Origin of the sequence: Pseudomonas sp. PHC1 (genome assembly GCF_046487845.1) — a bacterium.
GTDB classification, from domain to species: Bacteria; Pseudomonadota; Gammaproteobacteria; order Pseudomonadales; family Pseudomonadaceae; genus Aquipseudomonas; species Aquipseudomonas sputi.
Map to the genome: position 1 here is coordinate 132,295 of NZ_JBJXHJ010000001.1, position 24,846 is coordinate 157,140.

Genomic DNA, 24,846 nt, shown 5'->3' on the forward strand with positions numbered 1-24,846 from the left:
CTGTCAGTCGGACTTCTTGTCTGTTTGTAATCAGAGTAACTGTTCATGTTCCCGATGACGCCCATCGCGGCTGCGCTTGCGTTGCTGTTTTGTGCCGCAGCCGTGGCGGCACCTGCGGCTTCCGGTACGACACCGCGAAGCCTGTTGGCTCAGGCCAAAGGTTTGCCGACGGATTTTGAAGAGCACTTTTTCGATGTTCCATTGGCCGTGCGGGTGGAGCTCGATCAACAACCGCTGGGCGAGGCCATGGTGGTCCTGTCCCGCGATGATCGGCTTACACTGCTGGAATTCACCGATACTCAGGACAGTCGCTTCAGCGCCGTCGAACGCGACGTCTGGGCAAGCTATCTCAAACCGGGCGTTGCCCTCGGTGCGTGCACCGGGCAATGCCCCGAACAAATGCTGGCGGTGCACTACAACCTGGAAAGCTCGCTGGTATCGATCGTCACCGAAAACGCCGAACGCGACACCGAGGCCAAGCGCTTCTATGACCAGCCCGACGGCGGCAGCAGCGGTCTGATCGTGCGCAACCAGCTCAACCTCAATGGGGGCCAGGAACAGGATCTGGGCGGTCGTTTCGGCCTGGAGGCCAGCGCCAGCCTGGGTAACTGGAGCCAGACATTCAACATGCAGCTGGCCCGTCTTGGCGGGCCGGATGACCAGCTGTATCACGCCGTGCATGAACTGCATACGCAACGTGAATTGCAGGGCAGTTTCGTGCGGCTGGGCTACTTCACGCCGGCATCCGAGGGCCTGACCCGCCAGCCCCGCACCTTTGGTACCAGTCCGGATACCACCGTTGGGGTGATGTACGGCAGTTCCGACAGTCTGGCGATCAATTCACCCAAGCCGAGCATCTACCCCATCTATGTCACGGCCAACCGGCAGGCATCGGTGGAGGTCTACCGCGACGGTTTGTTGATCAACACGCAATCGGTGCCGGCCGGGTTGCAGACCCTCGATACCCGGCCCTTGCCCGGTGGAATCTATGAAGTCGAAGTGCGCCTGATCGAGGATGGCCAGACCACCTCGACCACCCAGGAGCTGGTCTACAAGCCGAACAACTGGCGCAACCTCGACGAGCGCTGGCGCTACAACCTGTTCGCGGGGCAGGAAGCCAAGTTGTTCAGCAACTGGGACCGCCAGGCCAGCGGCGACCCCACGGCTGGGGCATCGATCAATTACCTGTGGCACCCACGGGTGATTCTCGGACTCTCGGCACGGCAGCTCCGCGAAAAACTGCAATACGGCAGCTCCATCGACTGGACGCTGGCCAACAGCGTCAGTCTGTACGCCAACGTTTACCAGACCGAAGATCACGGCACCGGGCTGGACGTGCAGGGGCTTTACAATTACGGCTCCGGCAGTCTGGTGATCAGTCACAACCGCAGCTGGCTGGACACCACGGACATCTACGACACGCTGCCGGATGGCACCCGGGTGCGTCAGCGCAACGTGTTCGTCGGGCAGACCAGCAATTCGTCGCTGGCGCTCAATCACCGGGTCAGCCGCAAGAGCTCGATCAATGCCCGCATCTCCCACAGTGAAGGCAACACCGAAGGGATCGGTGTCGATCTGGGCTGGAACCAGCGCACCGTGTTGTTCGGCAGCGATGCCAACTGGCGGCTTTCGCTGTTTGATCGACCAGGCAGCTTCAGCAGTGGCGATGCGCGCAATCGCGGGGTCGATCTGAGCGTCAATCTGGCGCTTGGCGGGCCGGGTCAGCAGATCACCGGCAGCATTGGCTCGCGCACGGCACGAGAGGGCGGGCGCGACAACAATGCCTCCCTCGGCTGGCGCATGAATCTGCAGGACCACGTCCTGCAAAACGTCTCGGTGACCGCGCTGACCGACACTTATGGCGTCGGCCTGTCCAGCCTGGCGAGCTTTCGCACCGACTCGCTCAATGGCGACGGTTTTTTGCAGCGCTCTTCGTACAACGGCAACTTCACCGGCGGCCTGAACCTGGACAGCACACTGGTGATGGGCGGCGAGCAGATGGTACTGACCAGCCAGCATGACATGCGCGGCGCCGGCATGATTGTCGATGTCGAGTCCGATATCGATGACATCGCATTGCGTGCCGATGACTTCAGCGGTGGCAGCGCACCGCTGCGCCCGGGCCGCAACTTCATCCCGATCACGGCCTATCAGAACAGCTCGGTGAGCTTCGACTTCGAGGGCAATACCGTTCCGGCCGCCACGATCGAGCCGGCACGCACCCGCTATCACATGAACAAGGGCGGCGTGGAGTACCGCAAGGTGCGCGTGATGAAAACCATGACCGTGCTCGGGCGGCTGGTCGACGCACAGGGGCGACCTCTCAAGGGCCACCATGTGATCAACCACGCCAGTCGCGGGGTGACGGAGGTCGACGGTTTCTTCTCGATGGAAATGAACGCCGGCTCACCCACGCTCGAGGTGCGTCAGGGACAACAACTGCTGTGTCAGTTCCGTCTCGACGCCGATCGCCACCGCAGCGAGAACAACGTGTTGATGATCGGTGATCTGCGTTGCACGCCCGACACGTTGGCCGACGTCAATGCAACCGATCAGAAGGCAGGCTGAATCCATGAAAAGGTTTACAGGGTGGCTGGGACTGTCAATGGCGCTGGGCTCGTCGCCGGTAGAGGCGGCCAGTCAGGAGATAAGGGCTTTGTTCCAGCCTGATCCTGCGCATCCGAACAAGAACGTCTTCGTCAATAAAACGCCCAGTACCGGGTATTGCGCAGATGCTCCGGAGCAGTGTGCTGAGCACAAGATGTTCAGCATTCAGTTACCGATCCGTGTCAATTCCAACCGCAGTATCAAACCGGGTGACAGTATCCCGTTGAAGGTGCCGGCCAACTGGCGGCAGCTGACGGTGACCAACAGCGCAACCCAGGAAGCGGAAACGGTTGAAATGCGCATCATCGGGATCGGGTCGTGGTACGCCCTCAGTGACACTGCGGCCAATCTGGTCGGGGTTTCGGACGTTCTCGAGGGCCATCAAAAGCTTTGGACCTCCAGCAGTTGGGTCTATGTGCCTCCTCCCTGCCAGTACAGCGGTGTCGGGTATTACTGGCCGGATCGCTATCGTTTTTTCTGGAAGGCGCCTGTCGAAGCCAGTTGCACCAAGGTGGCCGCCTACACGATCCCGGCCATGTCGTTTGAAAGCGTCGATTTTGCCTACGAACTGCGTACTCCCAATCCGCTCGGGATGTCTTCGGGTCTTTACACCGGATCGTTGACCTACACGCTCGGCCCGGGTGGCGACTTCGATTTCGGCCCCCTTATGGAGCCAGACGACAGAAGCCTGAGTCTCGACTTTGTCCTGGACGTGCAGCACACCCTGAAGGTCGATCTGCCACCCGGTGGCAACAAGGTGACCCTCGAACCTGCCGGCGGCTGGCAGAGCTGGCTGGAAAACGGTCGCAGACCGACCCGGATCTACCGCGACCAGCCGTATTACCTGTCGGCCTCTTCACGCTTCAAAGTGATGATGCAGTGCAACTCGCTGGGCGGGACGGCGTGCCACATGGGCAGCCCGACAGGACGAAGCGCCCAGGTGGAAACGACGATGACGGTACCGCCGGGGATCGTCGGCCCCGGTGGTGGCGAGGGCTGGAGCGGCAAATTGCATCACAACACCTGGATTGGCCCGTTCCAGCCTGTTCAGTACGTCGATCGCAAGGCGGGCAGTCTGCGTTTCGAGATTCCTGAACGATATTTCTACAGTTTTCTGCAACCCGGCGTCAGCGACACGCTCACGGGCTATATCACGATTATCTGGGACTCGGAAATCTGACGAGCCGGATCGCTCTCTTTTCATTGTTAAAAAAGGTTGAAGACGATGACACGCCTGTTTCCGCTTTTACTGCTCGGTCTGCTTGGCGGGCCTGTACTGGCCGGGCCCCAGATCAATGTCGGCACGGTCTATGACTACCTGGACGGCGACAAGAGCACCTACCTCAAACGTGTATTCAACAGTGGTGACAGCACGGCCTTCGTCAAGGTCAACGTGCTGGAAATCGTGTACGACGACGAAGGGAAACCGCAGGAAATTCCGTTGGAGAATGCCGCCGGCGGTGCCTCTCGCGATGGCGTGATGGCGAGCCCGGCGCGCCTGATTGTTCCGGCCCAGGGCATGCAGGGAACGCGACTGCTGTACATGGGCGAACGGACACGCGAGCGCTATTTCCGTGTGCGTTTCATACCGGTGGTGCCGGAAAAGGAAGATGCGTTCGTGGTGGGGGACGAGGAACGCGAGGACTACGCCAAAAGCCTGGCGGCGGGGGTCAACCTGATGACCGGTTTCGGCACCATCTTGTTTGTCCGTCCCAAGGACACGCGCTTCCAGACGACGGTCGAGGAAAACGACCGCCGTTATGAACTGCGCAACAACGGCAACTCGGTGGTCATCGTCGATGAGTTCAAAAGCTGTTCGTTGCGCGACGACACCGACTGCGGGGCGGTTACCAAGCACCATGTACTGGCTGGCAAGTCCTTTGGTTTCGACAAGGAAAAGGGACGTGAATACCGCTTTTTTCTGATCGAGGGTGGCAGCCGCAAACCCCTCAAGGTCGTGAGTCGATGATCCCGCTCTCCATGGACGCAGCAGGTAACAAGGACATGAACAAGCAATGCACGCGCCTGGCACTGATGGTGGCAGCCAGTCTGATGAGCTCTCTGGCCGGGGCGGCCAGGGAAGAACACGTCTTCGAAGTGTCGCTGACGATTCCGAGCCGGCCGTTCTACGTCATCCCCTCCGAACCGGACTGGGTCCATCGCACGCAGCAACTGTTCTGGGACTACGCCACCTCGACCCTGAGCAGCCTGCGCAAGAATTTCGACGTGCGGCACGACACCAGTGCAATCGAGGCGCGTCTGGACAGTCCCGCCTACCTGTCGAACGGCCGGTCGGGTGAGGAGATCTGGCTGAAGGTCAGTTTCAATGGCGTTGTACTGGGGCCCGAGGTGCCGCCACGGGAAGTGGTGTCGAAGGAAGACGCGGCCGTCGGCAAACGGGTCCTGCTGGAAATTGAACCGGTGAAGCCCACCGGTGGATATCGACCGGGAGAATACAGCGGCAATGTGATGCTGCTGTTCAACGCCAGGGCGCCGGGTGCATGAACGATAGCGGCCCCTCTTTATGGATCAGCAGGCGATTGGCAATGATGAAAAGCGTTACAACCTGGATGGGCGTGCTGGCGGCCCTGAGTCTGTCGACGGCGCAGGCCGTGAATCAGGAAATCCGGGCAGTGTTCCAGCCCGATCCTTCCAAACCCGGCAACAACATGTTTATCAACACGACCCCGAACAGCGGTTATTGCGCGGATTATCCCGGGCAGTGCGCGGACAACAAAATGTTCAGTATCCGGGCTCCGCTGATTTTCCAGGCAGTGCGCTCGCTGTCGCCCGGTGACGGCGTTTCGATACGCATGCCTTCCCACTGGCGCCAGGTGGTGGTGACCAACAGGAATACGCAAGAGACGGCGATCGTTGAAGTGCGCATGACGGGCGTCGGCTCCGAATACCATCTGAATCAGTCCGCCGCCAGTCTGGTGGGCGTGACCGATCCTGTCGAGGCCCACAGTTTGCTGTGGGGCAGTGGCTGGATGTACGCCCCGACGCCCTGTCAGTACGCCGGCATCGGTCTGGCCGGCTCCAACACGTTTCGGTTTTTCTGGAAGGCTCCGGTCGAGGTGGCGTGTACCAAATTCGCCGCTTACCGGATTCCGTCGATGGCGTTTTCCACCCTCGACTTCGCCTACGAATTGCGCACGCCCAATCCTCTGACGATGTCGAGCGGACAATACACCGGTTCGATGCCTTATATGCTCGGCTCGGGTGGGCACATTGATTTCGGCGCGCTGATGAGACCATTGGACAGCCACCTGACCCTGGATCTGGTTCTGGATGTGCAGCACACCCTTAAAGTCGACCTGCCACCCGGTGGGAGCAAGGTGGCTCTGGAACCCGAAGGTGGCTGGCAACGGTGGATCGCCAGCGGTACCCGTCCTGCGCGGATCTACCGTGACCAGGTTTTCAATATTTCCGCCTCCGCTGCTTTCAAGGTCATGATGCAGTGTGATTCGTTCCAGCCTTCCGGGCCCGATTGCCGGCTGAACGGGCAATCGAACACTGCGTGGGTACACACCACACTCAGTTTGCCCGGTGGTATCACAGGGCCTGATGGCGCGCCGGTCAAGGATGTGCCGTTGATGAACTACGCATGGGTGGGACCCTTCCGGCCCGGCCAGTATGTCGACCGCAAGTCGGGCAACCTGCGGTTCGAAATGCCCCGGGAGGCCATGGATTACCTGTTTCGTCCCGGCATCAATGACACGCTCAAGGGCAACATCACGGTGATCTGGGATTCGGAAGCCTAGAAATGGAAAGCGCCCCTGAAGGCCGTAGTTGCCTTCAGGGGGGGGGCGTCAGATGCCGGCCCGAGCCATGGCCTCGCGGGTCAGACGCCTGCTCAGTTCGCGCTCCTGATAGCCGATGTCCCGTTGCCGGCTCTCGAATACCGCCTGGCTCATCTCCTCGCCGGCCAGCACTTCATCCAGAGGGATGGAGAGTTTTTCGGCGAGCTTGACCAGCCGCTTGAGCAGCTCGGCCGATTCCTGGCCCTGGCTTTGTGCTTCCTGCCATTCTTTGGTCAAGGACAACAGCTCCAGTCTGCCCTGATAATGGTCGGTGTTTCGGGCGAAATCACTCGGGTACTGCTTGCGCAAGTATTGCTCCCAGAACGGCTGTTCGATCATCTGGTTCACCAGACCGTCGCCGGCTTCCGCCTCGATGATCGTGGTGTACGCCCTGTTGATGGTCGAATCCGTGACGCCGGCAGTCGGGCGGAATCTCATGGCTTCCGATTGCCATGGCAGTTCCAGGCGCTTGGCGAGCCCGGTTTCATAAGCCAGGTGAACTTCGACCTGGTCGGGATCGCCCGCTCGTTTCCTGATGTCGGCCCGTGCAATCCCGGCGACCTGCTCAAGGCGCGCAGAACCTTTGGCCAGCGCCACCAGTTTGCCTTCTACCTCGCCGGCGCTGATTGAAAAGTGTCGGGCTTCCGAAGCCAGTACCTTCACCCCCATGTTGTTGAAGAGTTGCGCACCGGCATCTGCACAACCTTCGGGGTCGGTGGACATGAGGAACAGTTCCTCGCGTAACGCGGTGTCGATATCGATGGCATTGACCATGCGCCACACACGATCGGTGAGTTGCGCTTTCGCGCGCCCTCCCTGCCGGTAATCGGCCGATTGGGTCAGTCTTTCCAGCACTCTGAAGAAACCGTCGGATTGCGGTTCGTTCACCAGGTCATGCCAGGCTTCCGGCCGATGGACACCGGTACCGGGAGATTCACTGTACAGGGACGCATCATCGGCTGGTGACCAGCGTTTCATCAGGTCTTCTGCGGGCGGCTGATAGGCGACTGTCGGACTGATGCCCACGGATTCGCGGTACAGCTCGTATGACTGGCGCAACGCCGGAGACAGTTTTTCAACATCGATCCGGGTGCGGGCGATCAGGAAGGCCTTGTCCGAGCCGGGAGCAACGTCGGGCATCGAGCGGATCCAGTTTCTTCGCAGATCGAGAAAAAAGCCCTTGGGCCGCGCAAGGCTGAACAGCCCCAGTGGCCAGTCGTTCACATCCGTATTGGCCAGGTTCAATACCTTGAGCTTCGGCATGCGGTGGATGAGCGGCGGGTCACCCAGCGGGTTGTTGTCCAGCCTGAGGACTTCGAGGTGTTTCAGGTTTTGCAGTTGCTCGATGGCGCGCGGTGTCAGCTCGATCATATTGTCGCTCAGGCGCAAGGTTTTGAGCCGAGGCTGCTGGCCGATGCTGTCGGGCAGGGTTTTCAGACCACAGTGTCTGGCGCTGATCTGTTGCAGGTTGGGCAAGTCCTTGAGCAGGCCGCGGGGACCGGGAGAGAACGGCTGCCCGTCCAGATTGACCGTGGTGATCTGCTCCAGCCAGGGTTTGAGATCCGGCATCTGTTTCCACCAGCGTTCAAGGTCGCGCGGCAGGACCTCCGTGGACAGGTCCAGGGTATAACCGCCTTCCAGGCTGCTACTGCGCTCACCGAATGCTTCGGACTTTCTTTCGAAGCACGCCATCAGACGCTCGGCGATGAACCTGCCGCCCTTGCGTTCGTAATCCCAATAGGTGTCCGGCAGGCGTCCGCCGTCATCCGGGTCATAGTCCTGCAGATAACGCTGGCGCCAATCCTCCAGTTTTTGTTTCAGGCCCTGGCGCTCCTGTTTGAGCCGCTCGATTTGCTGGTGAGGGTCGCCATTGGCGTGCAATGAGCGAGTGAATGCGGCCACCTCGCTTTCATCGAAGTGCGCAAACATCTCCTTCACTTTGGTTTCGACGGTTTTTTCCGCGAACGGCCAGAGGACCTTTGACAATCCAGGCCCTCGTACCAGCAGCTCGGTCTGTCGCGGCGCAACGGCGCGCAGGGGCGGGCGGGCGAGCAGGGTTCGACGTTCGCTCGGCGGTGCGGTCTTGGCCACGATCCACTGTCTGAACATTTCCCCCTGATCAGTGCGATAACCCAGCGCAGCACGTTTGTCCTCGGGCAGCGCGAGCAGGGTCGCGCGATAGAAGTCATGGGCGTCATGCCGTTTTCGGTGAGCGTCGTCGAACACTTCGTAGCGGCCACGCTCGTCCCTGATCAGTGTACGCAGCGTACCGGCGCTCTCGGGGCCGGCGCTGGTGCGCAGAGGACCGTCAGGGGTTCCGTCTCGCACATCGATACGCAGATCTTCGAAGGTGTCGGTGTGAATCTTCAGGGTATTGAGGATGAGCCGTTCGGTATCGGTTTTCAGCAGCGCCGGTTCATGCAGACCCTCGGCGGCGCGCGTCGCCCGGGTTTCGAAAGCGCTTTCGCGAACCATGTTCTTCACGCGCAGCGGGATCCGGTGTTGTTCGGCCATGATCCGTCGTTCGCCGTCCGTTGCCTGTTCCAGTAACGGACGAGCCACCGAGGATGGCAGTTGTGGGAATTCGCTTTGCAGCAGGCGCACCTGTGGATCGTCGGATCGGTCCTGGAGTCGGTACTCGTATTCGAAAATCTCGGGTGTCCGGGTTTCCACGACTCGCGCCAGTGTGTCGCGCAAAGCCTGTATCTGCCGGTCGCGGGGATAGGGCCTGCCCAGCAGCGCGGCCATGTCCGGTTCACCCAGAAACGCCGTCAGCCGTTCGGGCAACTGGCCGCTCATCATGTCAGCCAGGCTGATGTGCAGCGTGTTTTCAGCGGTAGCGTCCGGATGACCGTACTGGCGAAACCCCCCGCTCATATCCGCGTTTTCATAGACTCTCAAACCCTTGTTGGCGGGCCATCCCGGCAAGCCCGGGGCGATGGTCTCGAACCAGAACGAATCGGCGGGCAGCGGTTGCCCCGTGCGCACCCGGTGACTCATGTCACGGACGCGGTCCCAGGTCCTGAAGCGGGCAAGGGTGTCTGCCAGCAACGGAGGCGGTGCGGCATTGTCGACATGCAGGCGGCGCAGCGAGTTGTCGGGGGTGTCGCTGATGCTGCGCAGCTTTTCCAGTTCGGCGTGGCTATAGCCCTCGGCGAAGTGGCCCAGCCGCTGCATCAGTCTCGTTCCTTCCCAGTCTTGCGGTGTCTCGCCTTCCAGGACCCAGGCACCCTGGCCGTTATGACGCGCTTCGGGCCGGTAGGCCTGGGCGCGTGTCGGGTGAACGACGCGATGTGTCTTGCCTTTCGGATCGAGCTGCACTTCGTAGCATTTGCCTTCGATAGGCAGCAGGGTCTTGCCCGAATGATGGTGCAGGCCAAGGGCGTCGGGTTTTGATGTCTGTGGCAACGCCGGCTCCGGTTGCTCGTAAGGCCTGAGATCCGGGAGCCACAGACGCATCTTGCCGTCGTTCGACCGCACCGGTTTCATGCCTTCGACGAGGGACGACAGTTTGAGCTTGAATGCATTGCCGATCGTTACACCGCCAGCAAAGGCTGCCAGTTGCAGGACATCGATGGTCACGCCCATGACATGCTCGCCCAGTTCGACGTAGTGCCCTTCGATCAGGTCCCAGACGCCCTCGACCGCTTCGTTGACGATCTGATACACGGTGTAGGCCAGCATGGCTTCGCCCAGCAATGGTACGAAGGGGGTCAGCACCAGCAGCGCCACGTTGAAAATGTCCGAAGCGATTTTCTTGAAGTTTTCCCACCAGGCCCAGCGTGCGCGGCTGTCTGCGTCCGCAGTGGACACTGCGATGACTCGCGCATCGTTGAGGATCTTGTTGAGTTGTTGCTGATAGAGATACGTCCACAGCGGTTCAGTGATCGGGGGCGCGCTGAATTGCAGCTGTGGTTTGTCCACAGGCGTTTTACGCCAGGACGGGCGCGGGTCGCCTCGATCCTTTGGGTACCATTTGACGACGGTGAGCCGTTGTTCAAGTCCGGCAAAGAAATGGCCGCGCTGCTCGTGATCGACGAACTGACTGAAGAACTGGCGATACGTGAAGCCGCTGGACTGTGCGGTCTGGTTGTCTCTCAACTGTCGGCTCAGCTCGTTCATGAATTCGATTGTCGAGGCGTACTCCTTGAGCGGGTGCTCGGGATCATGGGGCACGTAGGCGATCATGGTCTGCGCGTGCTGCTTCTGGTCGGGATCCGGTCGGATGATCAGGATTCCGGTGAGGTTCAGATCCATCATGCCCAGCTCACAGACCGTCATGGCTTGCTCACCCAGCTTAAGGTGCGGCCGCCCTTCGAGCAGGTCGTGGATGAGCAGATGGGCCTGCCGGCCAATGTCTTTTTTCGCCAGCGCAATGTGCGCTGCCGCCTTGAGCGCCGCTTGCTGGCTGCGCTGTACATGCAATTTCAGCCAGGCCTGGGCGACCGGTTCCTTGTTGAGCAGATAGTCTTCAAGGTGGGCCTTGTATTGCGCGCCGATGTCCAGCTCCCTGCACAGTGCCTGGAACTGGCTCACACTGATGATTTTGTCGATCGGTGAAATATCGAAAAGCTCACGCGCTGCATCGGTCTTTTCAATGAACGCGGAGTCTTTCTCGAATGTTTCGTCATAGGCAAAGTTGTGCAGTGCCGCATCCAGCAGGGAAACTGTTCTTGCGGTATAACCCGGTGCAATCTGAATGACCCACCAGTTGCTTTCCTTGGGAATATATAAACGCAGGAACGTATTTTTAACGTCGACATTGACGTTGAATCTTTCAAGCAGTTTCGCCTTCAGCAACGGTTCGGCGAATGCACCAATGTCCTGCAGTTTCGCCAGCAGCCTGTCGATCTTGTTCTGCGCACTCCAGGCCGTCTTGTTGGCGCTGTTGATACGCTCGATGTGTCTGGGATCCGCCTCGCTTATCCACGCTGCACTGCGTCGGGGCGCTCGCCTGAGTGCATGACTTCGATGCAGTTGCATATCCAGAAAAGCGGAATCGATGTGTGACTTAATCAAGTCGTAATGTTGCCCTTTGTATTCAGTTATTGCAGTCATTGCTAAAGCCTTGAATCAGTCAGGAGTTTCAAGGCTAACGTTCAGGGCCGGGAATGATTAGTTTAAAAGCTTGCTGCCGGACTGCTGTTTTCAGCGTCGGTTGATTGAATATTGGAATATATAAAACAAATAGTTAACACCCCGCGTAATTCACTCCGGGCCAGGTGCCCGGGCGTTCAAGGACGCCACCGCCGGAGCCTCGGGTGTCAGACATTGCGAGTCGCTGCCCGGTTGCAGGTATGGCATCAGGATCGGTGCCATGCCCTTGAGTACCTGCACCGGCAGGGCCGAGGTGAATTTGAAGTTCTCCGCAGAGCGCCCCGGAACGTACGCCGTGAGCGTGCCGAAATGGTGGTCGCCGATGTAGAACACGAAAGTGGCAGTGCGGTTGATCGACTTCGAACTGAGAATCCGTCCGCCGGAGCCGATTGCTTCGATCCGGTTGTCGCCAGTGCCGGTTTTTCCGCCCATGGTCAGCGGTGTTCCATCGGCCAGTTTGAAACTGCCGGAAACACGTTTGGCCGTTCCCGAGTCCACCACTTGCGACAGCGCTTCGCGCATCGCGGTAGCGACTTCCGATGGCATCACCCGTTTGCCGACGTGAGGGTCATTGACCAGTCTGGTTTCGTAGGGCGTGCCGGCGGCAAAGTGCAGGCTGTCGATGCGCAGGGTCGGCATGCGCACACCGTCGTTGAGGATGGTGCCGATCAGCTCGGCCAGTGCAGCAGGGCGGTCGCCGGAGCTGCCGATGGCGGTGGCCAGCGACGGCACCAGGTGATCGAACGGATAGCCGACTTTCCGCCAGCGCTGATGGATGTCGAGGAACGCCTCGATCTCCAGCATGGTGCGGATCCGGCTGTCGCGGGCGCCCTTGTGCTTGCTCTTGAACAGCCAGCTATAGACCTCCTGACGCTCGAACTGACTGGCCTTGACGATGTCCTTGAAGGTCGCATCGGGGTGGTTGAGCAGGTAGCCGATCATCCACAGGTCCAGCGGGTGGACCTTGGCGATGAAGCCCTGATCCGGCAGGTCGTAGGTGCCGGGGCCGTAGGCCAGGTAGAGTCGTTCGAGGCGTTCGTCGGTGAGTTTTTTGGTGATTTTGACGCCCTTGAGGTGCGAGCGCACAAAGGTGTTGAAGTCTTCCTGACTGGCATTGGGCAGCAGATAACGGTGCACGGCGGCCATGCGGATCGGGGTCGGGCGCATGCTGTCGAGAAAGGTATCGAGCCGGGCCTGGGTGTTCTTGTTCCGGTATTTTTTCCAGAACTTGAGCAGGAACGCGGTGCCTTCACGGTCGGCGAACGAGGCGAGGTATTCCTGACGTCGCGGGTCGCGGTCGTCCTTGAGCAGTTCGGCGCTGTTGTTCGGGCCGGAGTAGGTGCTGTAGCGCACCAGGTCGCGCATCAGGCGAATGAACGGCAGGTTGATCGACTCGCGCAGGGCATCGCGAAGGGTCGGCAGGCGGCCGTTGTCTTCCTTGCGAAAATTATGAAACGTGTGCAGCCCGCCACCGGTGAAAAAAGCTTCACCGGGACTGGCCGAGTATTTGCGGTCGAGGGCGGCGCCGAGCATTTTCGACAGGTCGTGATCCTTGTTCTGGATCAGGTAATCGATCACCCACCGGCTCAGGCGATCCTGATCAGGGACCTCGACCTTCTTCAGTTCCGGCAGGCTCATCGCGGCGTATTTGTCGTGCAGCTCTGCGATGATTTGCAGGTAGGTGGTCAACACCCGCATCTTGGCAGTGGAGCCCAGCTCCAGTTTGCTGCCCTCATTGATGTCGAACGGTTGGTCGGTGCTGTCGGTCTGCACCCTCACGCGGGAGCCGTCGGGCGTCAGCTCGAACAGGGTGAAGCTGTAGCGCACCTGGGCGGTGCTGGTGGGCGTGAGCAGGCGTTCGCCCATCAGGCCGACTTCGGTCGCGTAGGCCGGGTCGGCCAGTCGTTTCAGGTAGGCGGTGGCCTGGGTTTGCAGCTCGCCTTGCAGGGTGCTGGTGGCAGACAGGTCGAGGCGGTCAAGGTCGTACAGCGGACGGTTGAGCATCGACGCCAGCCGGCTGCGAGCGACAGTGATGCCCTTGTTGGTTTCGATCGGTTGAATCGTCGGCTGAGTCTGCCAGTCGCGATAGCTGATGGTGCTGGCCAGTGCCGCATCGGCCAGGGCGGCGTCGATCACCCCGTTCTGTTTGAGCAGGCGCAAGTGGCTGTCGGTCAGTTCGACCAGTTCTTCGCGGCCCTTGGTCAGGTAATGCGAAGGACGGCGCTGGGCGATCATCAGCGAGAGCATTTCGCGCAGGGCCAGACCTTTCTCCGCCATGGATTGCGGATCGGTCGCCGAGCTGGAGAGTTTGCGGTTGGCTTCGTTGAAGTCGGCGCCGTACCAGACCCGCAGGCCCTCGGCCATGCCGTGCACTTCGCCATGCCCCGGCACCGCCGACAGCGGCACGCTGTTGAGGTAGTCGCGAATGATGTTCTGCCGCGCCTGCAAGGTGTCCGGACCGCCCTGATAGGCGCGCACGCTGGCGGAAATCATCTGGCGGATTTTCTCGGCGCCGGACACCGTCAGGCCATCGGGCGAATGACGGTATTTCTCAAGTTGGGTGGCCAGGGTGCTGCCGCCGGCCGACTGGCCAGGCAAATGCAGCAGCTTGGCAACCTGCGACCAGGCCGCCATGCCGAAGCGCGGCCAGTCCACCGCCGGGTTCGCCAGCGGTTGCCTGGGGTCGAGCAGGAAACGGTTTTCGATGAACAACAGGCTGTTGACCACCACCGGGGGGATCGACTCGAAACTGGGATACAACTGCTGCGGGTAGTTGTACTGATACAGCGGCGCCGCGCGGCAATCGGTGATCGACAGCCCGGCCTGGATCTTCTCGGGAAAGGGCACGAACAGGCCCTTGTCGGTGTAGTTGAGCAGGGCCGGGGAGAAGCGCGTCTGCTCGGTGATCACGTAGTTGCGCTTGATCAGCCGTGGCAGGAACTCGTCCAGCGAACTGTAACCCAGACGCAGGTCAAACGGCCCGTTGCCCGGATAGCGGATCGCTTCGCTGGGCCCCGGTTGCAATTCGTATTTGAGTTTGGCGGCGTACTGGCTGACCTCGCGGGACTGAAAACGCGAGGTGCGCATTTCTTTCATTGCGGCCAGGCCCACGACAATCGCGATGATCACCAACAGGAGCCAGAAAGCCTTCCACCCATGCCGGTTACGACGGGGTTTTTCAGGTACAGGCGCTTCATCCATACGTTCAGTCGGAACCACTTTTTCACTCGAATCGGTTTGCCACAAAGCGCCCATAGTCGATTGATCCATTCACGCAGATTGATCGGACTTGTCTGAAGCTTAGTCGGTGCTTGGCGTCGGTGAAAAAATTGTGAAGGACAGGGATCAAGCGGCGCCTGAACAAATCTTCATGGCCGGCCACTGCATGACGTTGCACCATTGCTGTGCAATACTCGGCGCCCATTTGTGCGGTGAATAATCCTCGAAATGCAGGATGGTTTGTCTCGTAAACCGTGTATTTGACGAGTTTTACGTCTGAATCAGATGCCTTATAGAGTGAAAAAACCTGTCGCAAGCTTTTTATACTGCACGCCCCGCTGATCCCGCAGGTTGCTTTTGCGGGACGGTCCTGCCCACGAAGCAGGGCCGGTTTTACCCAGACGCAGGCCTATCGGCCAACGTTTGAACACTCGGTGGTCAATCCAATAACAAGACGAGGAAGTCCCCCATGCCAGTCGGCAATCACCCGCCCCATGGCGACACCGCACAAGGCGGCCCGCTCAAACGCGAACTCGGTGAACGGCATATTCGCCTGATGGCGCTCGGTGCCTGTATCGGTGTCGGTCTGTTTCTCGGTTCGGCCAAGGCCATCGAAATGGCCGGCCCGGCGATCATGCTGTCTTACATCATCGGCGGTCTGGCGATCCTGGTGATCATGCGCGCCCTCGGCGAAATGGCCGTGCACAACCCGGTTGCCGGCTCATTCAGCCGTTACGCACAGGATTATCTCGGCCCGTTGGCGGGTTTTCTCACTGGCTGGAACTACTGGTTCCTGTGGCTGGTAACCTGTGTTGCCGAAATCACCGCAGTGGCGGTGTACATGGGCATCTGGTTCCCCGATGTTCCGCGCTGGATCTGGGCGCTGGCGGCGCTGCTCAGCATGGGCTCGATCAACCTGATCGCGGTCAAGGCCTTCGGTGAATTCGAGTTCTGGTTCGCTCTGATCAAGATCGTCACCATCATCGCGATGGTCATTGGCGGTGTCGGCATCATCGCGTTCGGTTTCGGCAACGACGGTGTGGCGCTGGGCATTTCCAACCTGTGGGCCCACGGCGGCTTCATGCCCAATGGTGTGACGGGCGTACTGATGTCCCTGCAGATGGTGATGTTCGCCTATCTGGGCGTGGAGATGATCGGCCTGACCGCCGGTGAAGCGAAGAACCCGCAGAAGACCATTCCGAATGCGATCGGCTCGGTGTTCTGGCGGATCCTGCTGTTCTACGTCGGCGCGCTGTTCGTGATCCTGTCGATCTACCCGTGGAACGAAATCGGCACCCAGGGCAGCCCGTTCGTGATGACCTTCGAACGCCTGGGCATCAAGACCGCCGCCGGCATCATCAACTTTGTGGTGATTACCGCAGCGCTGTCGTCGTGCAACGGCGGCATCTTCAGCACCGGGCGCATGCTCTACAGCCTGGCGCAGAACGGCCAGGCGCCGGCCGGCTTCGCTCGCACCTCGAGCAATGGCGTGCCGCGTCGGGCGTTGCTGCTGTCGATTTTCGCCCTGCTGCTGGGCGTGCTGCTCAACTATCTGGTACCGGAAAAAGTCTTCGTCTGGGTGACGTCGATCGCCACCTTCGGCGCGATCTGGACCTGGGTGATGATCCTGCTGGCCCAGCTCAAATTCCGCAAAGGCCTGAGCGCCAGCGAACGGGCCGGGCTGAAGTACAAGATGTGGCTGTTCCCGGTCAGCTCGTACCTGGCGCTGGCGTTCCTGGTGCTGGTGGTGGGCCTGATGGCGTACTTCCCGGACACTCGTGTGGCGCTGTATGTCGGCCCGGCGTTCCTGGTGCTGCTGACGGTCTTGTTCTACGTGCTCAAGCTGCAACCGAACGATGCGTCCCAGGGCGCGGTGCGTTCGGCTTCGTAATTTTTCAGCGCTGAAACTCGAAAGCCCCGGTCGAACGTCCGGGGCTTTTTCATGACGGTGAGGTTGACGCCGCTGGTCTGAAAACGCTGCAAAAAACGACTTCTGATTCAGAGTCATGTTCCAAGCTCTATCACTGTCGGCTTCAGCATCACAGTGACGGAGGCACTGAAATGAGGATCAGCGATTTTCTCGTACGAGAACTCGGCCGCCGTCAGGTCGTGCTGTTCTTCCTGCTCGCCACGCTGCTGTATATCCTCCCGCTGATCCTTGCCGACTTTCCCTACATCGACGACAACTGGCGCACCCTGGCTGCGGGCAACGCCTGGGCGGGGCAGGGGCGGCTGTTCATGGACTGGCTGTATCAGGCGCTGACCTTCACCGGCGCTGCGCCGAATATTTTTCCTCTGCCTCTTTTATTCGCCTCTGTCGGCATGTCATTGGCCCTCACGCGGCTGACCTTCGACTATTTCCCCGAACCGACCCTGGCCTGTTGTCTGGTGCCGTTGCCGCTCTGGTACAACCCGTTCCTGCTGCAGAACCTCTCCTATCAATACGACGGGGCCGGCACGGCCCTTAGCCTGGTCGCGGTGATTTACGCGATCACGTTTTGCGCTGCTTCACACATTCAGCGATGGCTGGTGCCGTCTGTTTTGCTGGCGCTGGCGATCGGGCTGTATCAGATCAGCCTCAATGTATTTCTCGGGCTGTGCTGCCTGGAGCTGCTGCGCAATGTTCACCAGCGAGTGCCGTGGGATGAACTCTGGCGTCGGTCGGGCTGGCGGTTGGCGCAACTGCTGCTGGCGGTGTTGATGTACAGCGTCACGGCCTATCCGTTCACTGACCACGGACGCACACAATTGCTGAAGGTGAGCGCTGATCCGTTGCTGCAGATCGGCATCAATATCGGTCGGGTGATGGAGAAAGTTGAGCTGCTGTTTCACGGCGGCTACACGATGGTTTTTATTGCGCTGGTGCTGTGTGCCGTGTTCGGCGCCGTGCAATTGGGACGGCGGATTCGCGAGCGCAACATGTCCCGCGCCAAGGGCTTGCTCTTGAGCTTCAGCTGTCTGCTGGCGTTGCCGTTGATAGTGCTGCTGGTGCCGGGCATGACGCTGCTGTTTCGCGACTTCAACGAAGGTGCGCGCACCCTGATGGGGTTCGGCGTGCTGTTGATGTTGCTGTTCTATCTGGCATGGGGGGGATTGATGCCGCTGCATCAACGGTTGCCTCTGGTGTTGGCGATTCCGCTTCTGGCCACGCTGTCGTTGTCCTTCGCTTATGGCCGGGTGCTGACGATGGAGAAAACGTTCGCCAGCAATGCGCTCTACAGCCTGAGCCACGACATTTCATCCCGTCGCGAACTGCGCGAAGCCAAACGAATTTATATCTCGGTGACGTACTCCGACCGCTGGCTGGCGGGAGCGATGGGTACGTTCAAACAGTTGCCGGTGCTGCACTATCTGCTGAACATCGATTACTTCATGCTCGCCGAAAACCTGCCTTCGGCCGGCATCACCAACGTGGTCGCGGAGCGCGAGCGGCGCAACGCGACCCATGTCGGTCTGATGGGCTATCCACCCTTGGTGGACAGCCTCTATTACCGCCTCTACCTGATTGGCGACTACGGCTTCATCGTGATGAAGGAGCCGCCCCACGGCCGGTTACTGCAATGGTGACCGTTGGTCAGAAACCAGCGCCGACCTGTAATTTCTGACAGTAGACCCCATCCACGCCTTGCCCTAGCGTGAAAGCCCTGCCCGTTGCAGTGACAGCAAGGATGCACGATGAGGATCTTGTGGAAAGGATTTCCCGCACAAACGGCAATCGGCCTGGCGAGCACGCTGATCCACTGGCAGATTTTCTTTGTACTGAGCAGCGCGGTTCAGTTGGACCAGTCTGCCAGTAACTTCGCTGCGTTTTGCATCGCCGCATCCTTCTCGTTTTACATGAACGCGCTCTACACGTTCGAGACCCGAACGTCGGTGGTGGCGTATCTGATGTTCATGAGCGTGATGGGTGTGTTGAGTTATGGCGTGGGCGTATTTGCCGATTCACGCAATTTGCCGGGGCTGGTGACGGTGTCTGGGTTTTCCCTGATGAATCTGCTGCTGGGGTACTGCTTTTTTCGGTTTGTGTTGTGTCGGGAGCGCCAGCCATGAACGTATCTCTGCCTGATGCACCGTCGGTAAACGCCCCTTGCCTGTCGACGACGCCATTCGTCGTTGATCTGGACGGAACGCTTCTGAAGACTGATCTGTTGTTCGAATGTGCAATGGCCTTTGTGCGACAGGCCCCGCTGCAATGTTGCAAACCCTTGGTCTGGCTCGGTCGCGGTCGATCATATCTGAAAGAACGGTTAGCGCAGGCAACGACCGTCGACGTCACGACATTGCCCTACGATCCGAATGTTCTCTGGATGATCGAGGCGCAACGCAACAGCGGCCGGAAAATAGTGCTGGCCACGGCCAGCCATCATTCGTTGGCGTTACGCATAGCCGAGCACCTGAAGGTGTTCGATGAGGTTTTGGCAACCACGCTTGAGTGCAACCTGTCGGGGATGAATAAGCGTGATTTGTTGGTGGCGCTGTACGGTGACGGGGGATTCGACTACGTCGGCAACTCATTCGACGATCTCCCGGTATGGCGTTCGGCCAGGCAAGGCTATGTCGTCAATCCTTTACCGGGTGTCGGGCTTGCCACCAGGCAGTTGGGCAACGTCGTTCAGGTGGTTCGTGCGGACACTTCGAACTTCAGGAGTTGGTACAAAGCCTTTCGCGTTCATCAATGGGTGAAGAACACCCTGATTTTTATTCCCTTGCTCGCCGCGCATCAACTGGTCAATCCGATGTCGTTGTGGCACGGCGTGCTGGCCTTCCTGTTTTTCGGATTATGCGCATCGGGTGTCTATGTTCTGAACGACCTGCTTGACCTTACCGATGATCGCAAGCATCCAACCAAACGCGATCGGCCCTTTGCCAGTGGGGCGTTGTCGATCAAGTCCGGGTTGATGGTTTTTCCTCTGCTGTTGCTGGTGGCCTTCACGGGGGCCTGGATCTGGCTGCCGCGTCAATTCGTGATGGTCCTCGCCTGTTACTACGTGCTGACGCTGATTTATTCGCTGGTGCTGAAGCGGCTGATGGCGCTCGATGTCATTGCGCTGGCCCTTCTATATACCCTGCGCATCATTGCGGGCGGAGCTGCTTTCGAACTGGAACTGACGGTCTGGATGCTGGCCTTTTCCATGTTCATGTTTTTGAGCCTGGCGCTGATCAAGCGCTACGCCGAACTGTTATTGGCGCTCAACAGCGGCATCACCGGGAGAACCGGCGGGCGCGACTACTTTCCAGCGGATCTGGCAATGCTCTCCTCGTTGGGCGCGGCATCCGGTTATCTGGCCGTCATGGTGTTGGCGCTTTACATCCATGACGGCGCGACCACTGTGCTTTATGCGCACCCTCGGTGGATTTGGCTGGCGTGCCCCGTGCTGCTGTTATGGATTACCCGAATCTGGCTGCTGACCCATCGCGGCCGGATGAATGACGACCCGGTGGTCTTTGCCGTGCGTGATCGCCTGAGCCTGGCCATGGGCGCAGTGTTTTGTCTGGTTTTCTGGGTGGCGGCATGAAACGAATAAGCCAGAGCACACCGTGCCTGTGGCTATTCATAAGGCTGATCGAGGGTTTGATCAAAAATGGGTGAAGTCATAACCAGCGTGTCCGCAAGTCAGCGCATAAGCGCTTCGGAAGTATGGACAGCCGTATTCATTTTTTTTGTTCCGGCAGGTGTTTTGTTTCTATCGATCATGATGATGAATCATGGTGTGATGATCTATACGCTGGATGATCCATATATTCATATGAAGATGGACAGGAATATATGGGCGGGGCACTACGGAGTTAACGCTGGAGAGTATTCCGCTCCTTCGTCAAGCATTATCTGGCCTGTTTTGCTTGCGCCTTTCTCAATGTTGGGGGATGCGTTTTTCTATGCGCCACTGGTGCTGAATATCATCTTTTCGCTTCTGACTTTTTTGTTGATGTTTGATTTGTTAAAGCGCTTGAATCGTCAGTTTTCAGTGCTGATCGCGATAGGGTTGTTTTTTTCGTTGAATCTATATGGACTTGTCTTCAACGGGATGGAACACAGCTTGCAAGTTTATCTGACGGTCTTGATTGCCGCGGGTGTTATTCGTAATGAGTTTTTCGGAGAACAAAAAGTATCGAACGTTCTGTATTTGACGATTTTCTTGCTGCCGCTGGTACCTTACGAAGGTTTGGCAATTTCCTTTCCCGCCTTGGGCTATCTGTTTATGAGCGGTGAGCGCTGGAGAGTAGTTTGTTGCGGTGTTGCCATACTGATGGCCCTTGCAGCCTTCAGCCTGTTCCTGCAAAGCGTCGGACTCGGTGTGTTGCCATCGTCGGTACTTTCCAAATCAGATATTTCCGATCTTCAATCCCTTGCTGCACATGCGCTGGCGCAATTCAAGCTATGGGGTTGGGTGGTTTTCGGTGTGTTGATGCTTTGCTGTATTTACTCCAGGCGAATGGCACTGGTGTTGCTGTTGTTAAACGTCACGGCGCTGCATATGGTATTTGGCAAGTCGGGGTGGTACGGCCGATATGAAGTGTATTGGCTTGCATTTGTTTCGCTTTTTTTTCTGGTGGCCTGCAGCCGGTATCTGAGCGGGCGCTGGATGCTGGTGGTATTCAGTTGTTTGCCTGTGGCCTTTACCAGCTTTGTGTATGTGACATTGAGTACGCCATGGGCATCTGCCAACATCTACAATCAACAGTACATGATGGCACTGATTGCCTCTCGGTTGAATGAGCCGTTAGCCGTCAACGATTTGGGGCCGGTTTCATTGGTGACCGATCAATATGTACTAGACCTCATCGGTCTGGCGAATTATGAAGTGTTGAAGTTGGGGCGCTCGGAAAGTAACTCGTTGTGGATCGGTGATTTGATGAGGCGTCACGATGTTAAGTACGCTTTTATTTATGACGAGTGGGTCAGCAAGCGGCCGGCGTATTTTATAAAAGTTGCCAGTTTGAAATTGGTCGTTCCAAATATAACCTCGGCAGAGGACTCGGTGTCTCTCTATGCAGTGGACTCAGTATCCGCTGTCAAACTGAGAGGTGTACTGAAAGCGTTTCGTGAGGAAGAACACAGCAACAAGTTTGAAATCAATTTTTCCGAGTGACTCGCGAAACTGTCAACGGGCTCAGTTACCGCAGGGAGAATACTCAATTGTCGCTCTCGTCATGGGGCAATTACCCCTCCGCTCCACAAACCGGCCATCCATGCCACTGGCAAACCGACCTGGGACCGCAGTGGCAACGGGTGGTTGAAATTTACGGCTCTTCGTTGCCCTTCGGCAATGGCCGCAGCTATGGCGACAGTTGCCTGGCCGTCAGTGATCATGTGTTGCAAATACGTACTCTGAATCGCTTGATAGATGCCGACTGGGATAACGGCACGATCTGTGCCGAAGCCGGAGTTACCCTGGGCGAGATTCTGCAACTGGCCATACCGCGCGGCTGGTTCTTGCACGTCACGCCCGGGACACAACATGTGACGCTGGGCGGCGCAGTGGCCAATGATGTGCACGGCAAAAATCATCATCGCTGCGGCACGTTCGCCCATTCAGTGATGAGCTTCGGTTTGCACCGATCCATGCAACCGCCGATGGTGTGTTCCGTATCGCAGAACCCGCAATGGTTTGCTGCCTCTATGGGAGGATTGGGTCTGACGGGGGTCATCACTTGGGTGAGTCTTCGCCTGCGCAGAATCCAGTCCAGTCTCATCGATACCTTGCGGGTGCGCTTTGATAACTTGCAGGAGTTCTTTGACCTGTCGACTGAAGTGGATGCCCGCCACGAATACAGCGTTGCGTGGATCGATTGTCTGGCCAGGGGAAGTGCGCAAGGGCGGGGTGTTTATACGGCCGGCAATCACTGCGAAACGGGTCCGCTTGAGGCTGCACCTCCACAGTCGCTACGTTTCCCGATTCGGCTGCCCAGGTCGTTGGTCAATCCAGTCACATTGAAACTGTTCAATCATTTTTATTGGAGTAGGCAACCGGCAACCCGGCAATGTCGGACGCTCGCCTACGGTCCATTTTTCTATCCGCTGGATCGCATTGAACACTGGAACCGTCTTTACGGTCGCAAGGGCTTCCAGCAATTTCAGTGTGTCTTGCCAAGCGCGGTGGCCCCAGCGGCATTGGCCGAACTGCTCAAATCCATTGCCCGCGCGGGCAGCGGCTCCTTTCTCGCAGTACTCAAGCGCTGCGGCGATATCGCATCGCCCGGGCTGCTGTCATTTCCAATGCCAGGTACCTCGCTGGCGCTGGACTTTCCACAGAACAGAACCTTGAGCAGAGAACTCCTGCCGAGCCTCGATGCCATCGTCCGGGAAGCGGGTGGTCGTTTGTATCCGGCAAAGGACGCCCACATGAGCGGCAGTGATTTCCGTCGAGCCTATCCAGCCTGGGAGCAAGTGGAAGCCATGCGTGACCCGGCCCTGATTTCCCGTTTCTGGCAGCGAGTCATTCAATGAAAAAAATACTCATTGTGGGCGCCACATCGGCGATCGCCAGCGCTTGCGCGCGTCATTGGGCGGCTGAAGGCAACCAGTTCTTTCTTGTCGCCAGGGACGAGCCAAAACTGCGACAGACCTGCGCCGACCTGAAAATACGCGGTGCGAATGCGGTTACGCCATACGTGATGGATGTCAACGAAATCGCCGGGCACTCGATGATGTTGGAGAACTGCCTGGCGACATTGCTGACGGTGGATATTTGCCTGATTGCCTACGGCTCCTTGCCGGATCAGACAGCGTGCGAAAAAAGCATCGAGCTGACTGTGCAGGCATTCGTCACCAATGGCACTTCGGTGATTGCGCTGCTGACGCTGCTGGCTGACCGGATGGCTGTCCAGCGCAGCGGCACGCTGGCGGTCATTTCTTCGGTTGCCGGTGATCGCGGGCGGCCCGGCAACTATGTCTACGGTTCAGCCAAGGCAGCGGTTTCCACTTTTTGTGAAGGCTTGCGCCCTCGTTTGTTCAAGTCGGGCGTGCATGTGATCACGATCAAACCCGGATTTGTCGACACGCCGATGACGCAGGGGCTGAAGATACCGGCGTTGCTGGTGGCGCAACCGCAGACCGTCGCCCGACGGATTGTCGCGGGCATCGAATCCAGGAAGGCGGTGCTTTACGTACCCGGATTCTGGGCTTGGATCATGTGTCTGATACGGGCTATTCCCCAGCCGATTTTCAAGAGACTGAATCTATGAATCAGTCTGTTAAGTTCTCCGGATGGCGCTATCGAGTTCTGATCGGCTCGGTGGTCTGCTCCGCTCTCGTTTATCTGGCCCTATCCCTGTGGGGCGGAGGGGCGGCCGTGAGCGCGGCGGTCAGTCGAGTGGGAGGGTGGGAGGCAGGGAAAATCATCGGGCTGGTTCTGCTTGGCTACGGTCTGCGTTTTTTGCGATGGCAGGTTTACCTCAATGCCTTGCGCCATCCGATGCCATGGTGGCCAAGCCTGAAAATCTACCTCGCGGGGTTTGCCCTGACCACCACCCCTGGCAAGGCTGGCGAGGCGTTGCGCGGCGTGCTGCTCAAGCGTTGGGATGTGCCTTACGTGCACAGTTTTGCTGCCTTGTTCAGTGAACGACTTTCCGACTTGCTGGCGATGGTTGCGCTGGCTCTTTTTGGTTTGAGCGCTCATCCCGAATGGCTGTCGATGATTGTCGCCTGTCTGGTACTGCTCGCCTGCTGCATGTTGCTGGTGTCCCGGCGGAGTCTTGTCAACGCGATTGATCGGCGCATCGAGCACAGGCACGGCTGGTTTTCCCGGTTACTGCGCCATTGCGTTCATGTGTTGCATCAGTCTCGCAGTTGCCACACCCCAGGCCGTCAGCTTGGCGCGACGCTGTTGAGTGTCCTGGCCTGGGGATTGGAAGGGCTGGCGTTTTACTTGATTTTGCTGGCGATGACGGCAGACGTAACCCTGACATCCGCGATGTTTATTTATGCCGTTTCCATGTTGGCCGGTGCGCTGAGTTTCATGCCCGGTGGGTTGGGCAGTGCCGAAGCGGTGATGGTGGGGCTGCTGGTATCGAATGGCACCGGGCTGCCGGATGCAATTGCGGCGACGGTTTTGTTGCGGTTGGCGACGCTATGGCTGGCGGTGGGGGTGGGGGCAGCTTTTTTGATCAAAGACTAGGA

Annotated in this window: 15 protein-coding genes; 13 read left to right on the forward strand and 2 right to left on the reverse strand. The window is 58.7% G+C overall.

Annotation, left to right across the window (positions count from 1 at the left end; genetic code table 11):
* Nucleotides 1-45 precede the first annotated feature (45 nt).
* The 5 genes from ACKJSM_RS00635 to ACKJSM_RS00655 all read left to right on the forward strand — a co-directional run bounded on the left by ACKJSM_RS00635 (nt 46) and on the right by ACKJSM_RS00655 (nt 6,371).
* Complete coding sequence (locus ACKJSM_RS00635) at nt 46-2,568, forward strand: CS1-pili formation C-terminal domain-containing protein (RefSeq protein ID WP_236181255.1); 2,523 nt, start codon at nt 46-48, stop codon at nt 2,566-2,568.
* Nucleotides 2,569-2,605: 37 nt separating this feature from the next.
* Nucleotides 2,606-3,787, forward strand: coding sequence for a hypothetical protein (locus ACKJSM_RS00640; RefSeq protein WP_410236391.1), 1,182 nt, complete (start codon nt 2,606-2,608; stop codon nt 3,785-3,787).
* A 45-nt stretch (nt 3,788-3,832) separates the two neighbouring features.
* Entirely contained in the window at nt 3,833-4,576 is a 744-nt protein-coding gene (locus ACKJSM_RS00645; RefSeq protein WP_236181257.1) for a molecular chaperone, read from the forward strand.
* Nucleotides 4,577-4,611: 35 nt separating this feature from the next.
* Nucleotides 4,612-5,112 (forward strand): CS1 type fimbrial major subunit, encoded by a 501-nt coding sequence (locus ACKJSM_RS00650; RefSeq protein ID WP_236181311.1) that lies wholly within the window; start codon nt 4,612-4,614, stop codon nt 5,110-5,112.
* A gap of 65 nt (nt 5,113-5,177) precedes the next feature.
* Nucleotides 5,178-6,371, forward strand: a complete 1,194-nt coding sequence (locus ACKJSM_RS00655) for a hypothetical protein (protein WP_410236392.1) — start codon at nt 5,178-5,180, stop codon at nt 6,369-6,371.
* Between the two features lie 48 nt (nt 6,372-6,419).
* Here ACKJSM_RS00655 and ACKJSM_RS00660 read toward each other — a convergent pair whose 3' ends face one another.
* Both ACKJSM_RS00660 and ACKJSM_RS00665 read right to left on the reverse strand, forming a co-directional pair.
* Nucleotides 6,420-11,393, reverse strand: a complete 4,974-nt coding sequence (locus tag ACKJSM_RS00660; RefSeq protein WP_410236393.1) for an NEL-type E3 ubiquitin ligase domain-containing protein — start codon at nt 11,391-11,393, stop codon at nt 6,420-6,422.
* A 225-nt stretch (nt 11,394-11,618) separates the two neighbouring features.
* Entirely contained in the window at nt 11,619-14,762 is a 3,144-nt protein-coding gene (locus tag ACKJSM_RS00665) for a transglycosylase domain-containing protein (protein ID WP_410236394.1), read from the reverse strand.
* A gap of 433 nt (nt 14,763-15,195) precedes the next feature.
* Between ACKJSM_RS00665 and ACKJSM_RS00670 the strand changes: the two genes are divergently transcribed.
* The 8 genes from ACKJSM_RS00670 to ACKJSM_RS00705 all read left to right on the forward strand — a co-directional run bounded on the left by ACKJSM_RS00670 (nt 15,196) and on the right by ACKJSM_RS00705 (nt 24,844).
* Nucleotides 15,196-16,617 (forward strand): amino acid permease, encoded by a 1,422-nt coding sequence (locus tag ACKJSM_RS00670; RefSeq protein WP_410236395.1) that lies wholly within the window; start codon nt 15,196-15,198, stop codon nt 16,615-16,617.
* Nucleotides 16,618-16,787: 170 nt separating this feature from the next.
* The gene (locus tag ACKJSM_RS00675; protein WP_410236396.1) at nt 16,788-18,293 is read left to right on the forward strand and encodes a glucosyltransferase domain-containing protein; all 1,506 of its coding nucleotides are present in this window, start codon (nt 16,788-16,790) and stop codon (nt 18,291-18,293) included.
* 108 nt (nt 18,294-18,401) lie between these two features.
* On the forward strand, nt 18,402-18,776 hold the full coding sequence (locus tag ACKJSM_RS00680; RefSeq protein WP_410236397.1) for a GtrA family protein: 375 nt from the start codon (nt 18,402-18,404) through the stop codon (nt 18,774-18,776).
* Nucleotides 18,773-20,242: a UbiA family prenyltransferase gene (locus tag ACKJSM_RS00685; RefSeq protein WP_410236398.1), complete on the forward strand. Its 1,470-nt coding sequence runs from the start codon at nt 18,773-18,775 to the stop codon at nt 20,240-20,242. Before ACKJSM_RS00680 ends, ACKJSM_RS00685 begins: the two co-directional genes overlap by 4 nt.
* Before the next feature lie 66 nt (nt 20,243-20,308).
* A complete protein-coding gene (locus tag ACKJSM_RS00690; RefSeq protein WP_410236399.1) occupies nt 20,309-21,817 on the forward strand; it encodes a hypothetical protein in 1,509 nt (502 codons plus the stop codon).
* Between the two features lie 47 nt (nt 21,818-21,864).
* Nucleotides 21,865-23,175 (forward strand): FAD-dependent oxidoreductase, encoded by a 1,311-nt coding sequence (locus ACKJSM_RS00695; RefSeq protein ID WP_410236400.1) that lies wholly within the window; start codon nt 21,865-21,867, stop codon nt 23,173-23,175.
* Nucleotides 23,172-23,912, forward strand: a complete 741-nt coding sequence (locus tag ACKJSM_RS00700; protein WP_410236401.1) for an SDR family oxidoreductase — start codon at nt 23,172-23,174, stop codon at nt 23,910-23,912. Before ACKJSM_RS00695 ends, ACKJSM_RS00700 begins: the two co-directional genes overlap by 4 nt.
* Nucleotides 23,909-24,844 (forward strand): YbhN family protein, encoded by a 936-nt coding sequence (locus tag ACKJSM_RS00705; protein WP_410236402.1) that lies wholly within the window; start codon nt 23,909-23,911, stop codon nt 24,842-24,844. Before ACKJSM_RS00700 ends, ACKJSM_RS00705 begins: the two co-directional genes overlap by 4 nt.
* The last annotated feature ends 2 nt before the right edge of the window (nt 24,845-24,846 follow it).

Excerpts from the sequence above, each read along its gene's own strand:
- ACKJSM_RS00655 (WP_410236392.1), top strand. The coding sequence starts at position 5,178 with ATGGGCGTGCTGGCGGCCCTGAGTCTGTCGACGGCGCAGGCCGTGAAT.
- ACKJSM_RS00635 (WP_236181255.1), top strand. The coding sequence starts at position 46 with ATGTTCCCGATGACGCCCATCGCGGCTGCGCTTGCGTTGCTGTTTTGT.
- ACKJSM_RS00660 (WP_410236393.1), bottom strand. The coding sequence starts at position 11,393 with ATGCAACTGCATCGAAGTCATGCACTCAGGCGAGCGCCCCGACGCAGT.
- ACKJSM_RS00670 (WP_410236395.1), top strand. The coding sequence starts at position 15,196 with ATGCCAGTCGGCAATCACCCGCCCCATGGCGACACCGCACAAGGCGGC.
- ACKJSM_RS00690 (WP_410236399.1), top strand. The coding sequence starts at position 20,309 with ATGGGTGAAGTCATAACCAGCGTGTCCGCAAGTCAGCGCATAAGCGCT.
- ACKJSM_RS00700 (WP_410236401.1), top strand. The coding sequence starts at position 23,172 with ATGAAAAAAATACTCATTGTGGGCGCCACATCGGCGATCGCCAGCGCT.
- ACKJSM_RS00665 (WP_410236394.1), bottom strand. The coding sequence starts at position 14,762 with ATGGGCGCTTTGTGGCAAACCGATTCGAGTGAAAAAGTGGTTCCGACT.
- ACKJSM_RS00705 (WP_410236402.1), top strand. The coding sequence starts at position 23,909 with ATGAATCAGTCTGTTAAGTTCTCCGGATGGCGCTATCGAGTTCTGATC.
- ACKJSM_RS00685 (WP_410236398.1), top strand. The coding sequence starts at position 18,773 with ATGAACGTATCTCTGCCTGATGCACCGTCGGTAAACGCCCCTTGCCTG.
- ACKJSM_RS00650 (WP_236181311.1), top strand. The coding sequence starts at position 4,612 with ATGAACAAGCAATGCACGCGCCTGGCACTGATGGTGGCAGCCAGTCTG.
- ACKJSM_RS00680 (WP_410236397.1), top strand. The coding sequence starts at position 18,402 with ATGAGGATCTTGTGGAAAGGATTTCCCGCACAAACGGCAATCGGCCTG.
- ACKJSM_RS00675 (WP_410236396.1), top strand. The coding sequence starts at position 16,788 with ATGAGGATCAGCGATTTTCTCGTACGAGAACTCGGCCGCCGTCAGGTC.
- ACKJSM_RS00645 (WP_236181257.1), top strand. The coding sequence starts at position 3,833 with ATGACACGCCTGTTTCCGCTTTTACTGCTCGGTCTGCTTGGCGGGCCT.
- ACKJSM_RS00640 (WP_410236391.1), top strand. The coding sequence starts at position 2,606 with ATGGCGCTGGGCTCGTCGCCGGTAGAGGCGGCCAGTCAGGAGATAAGG.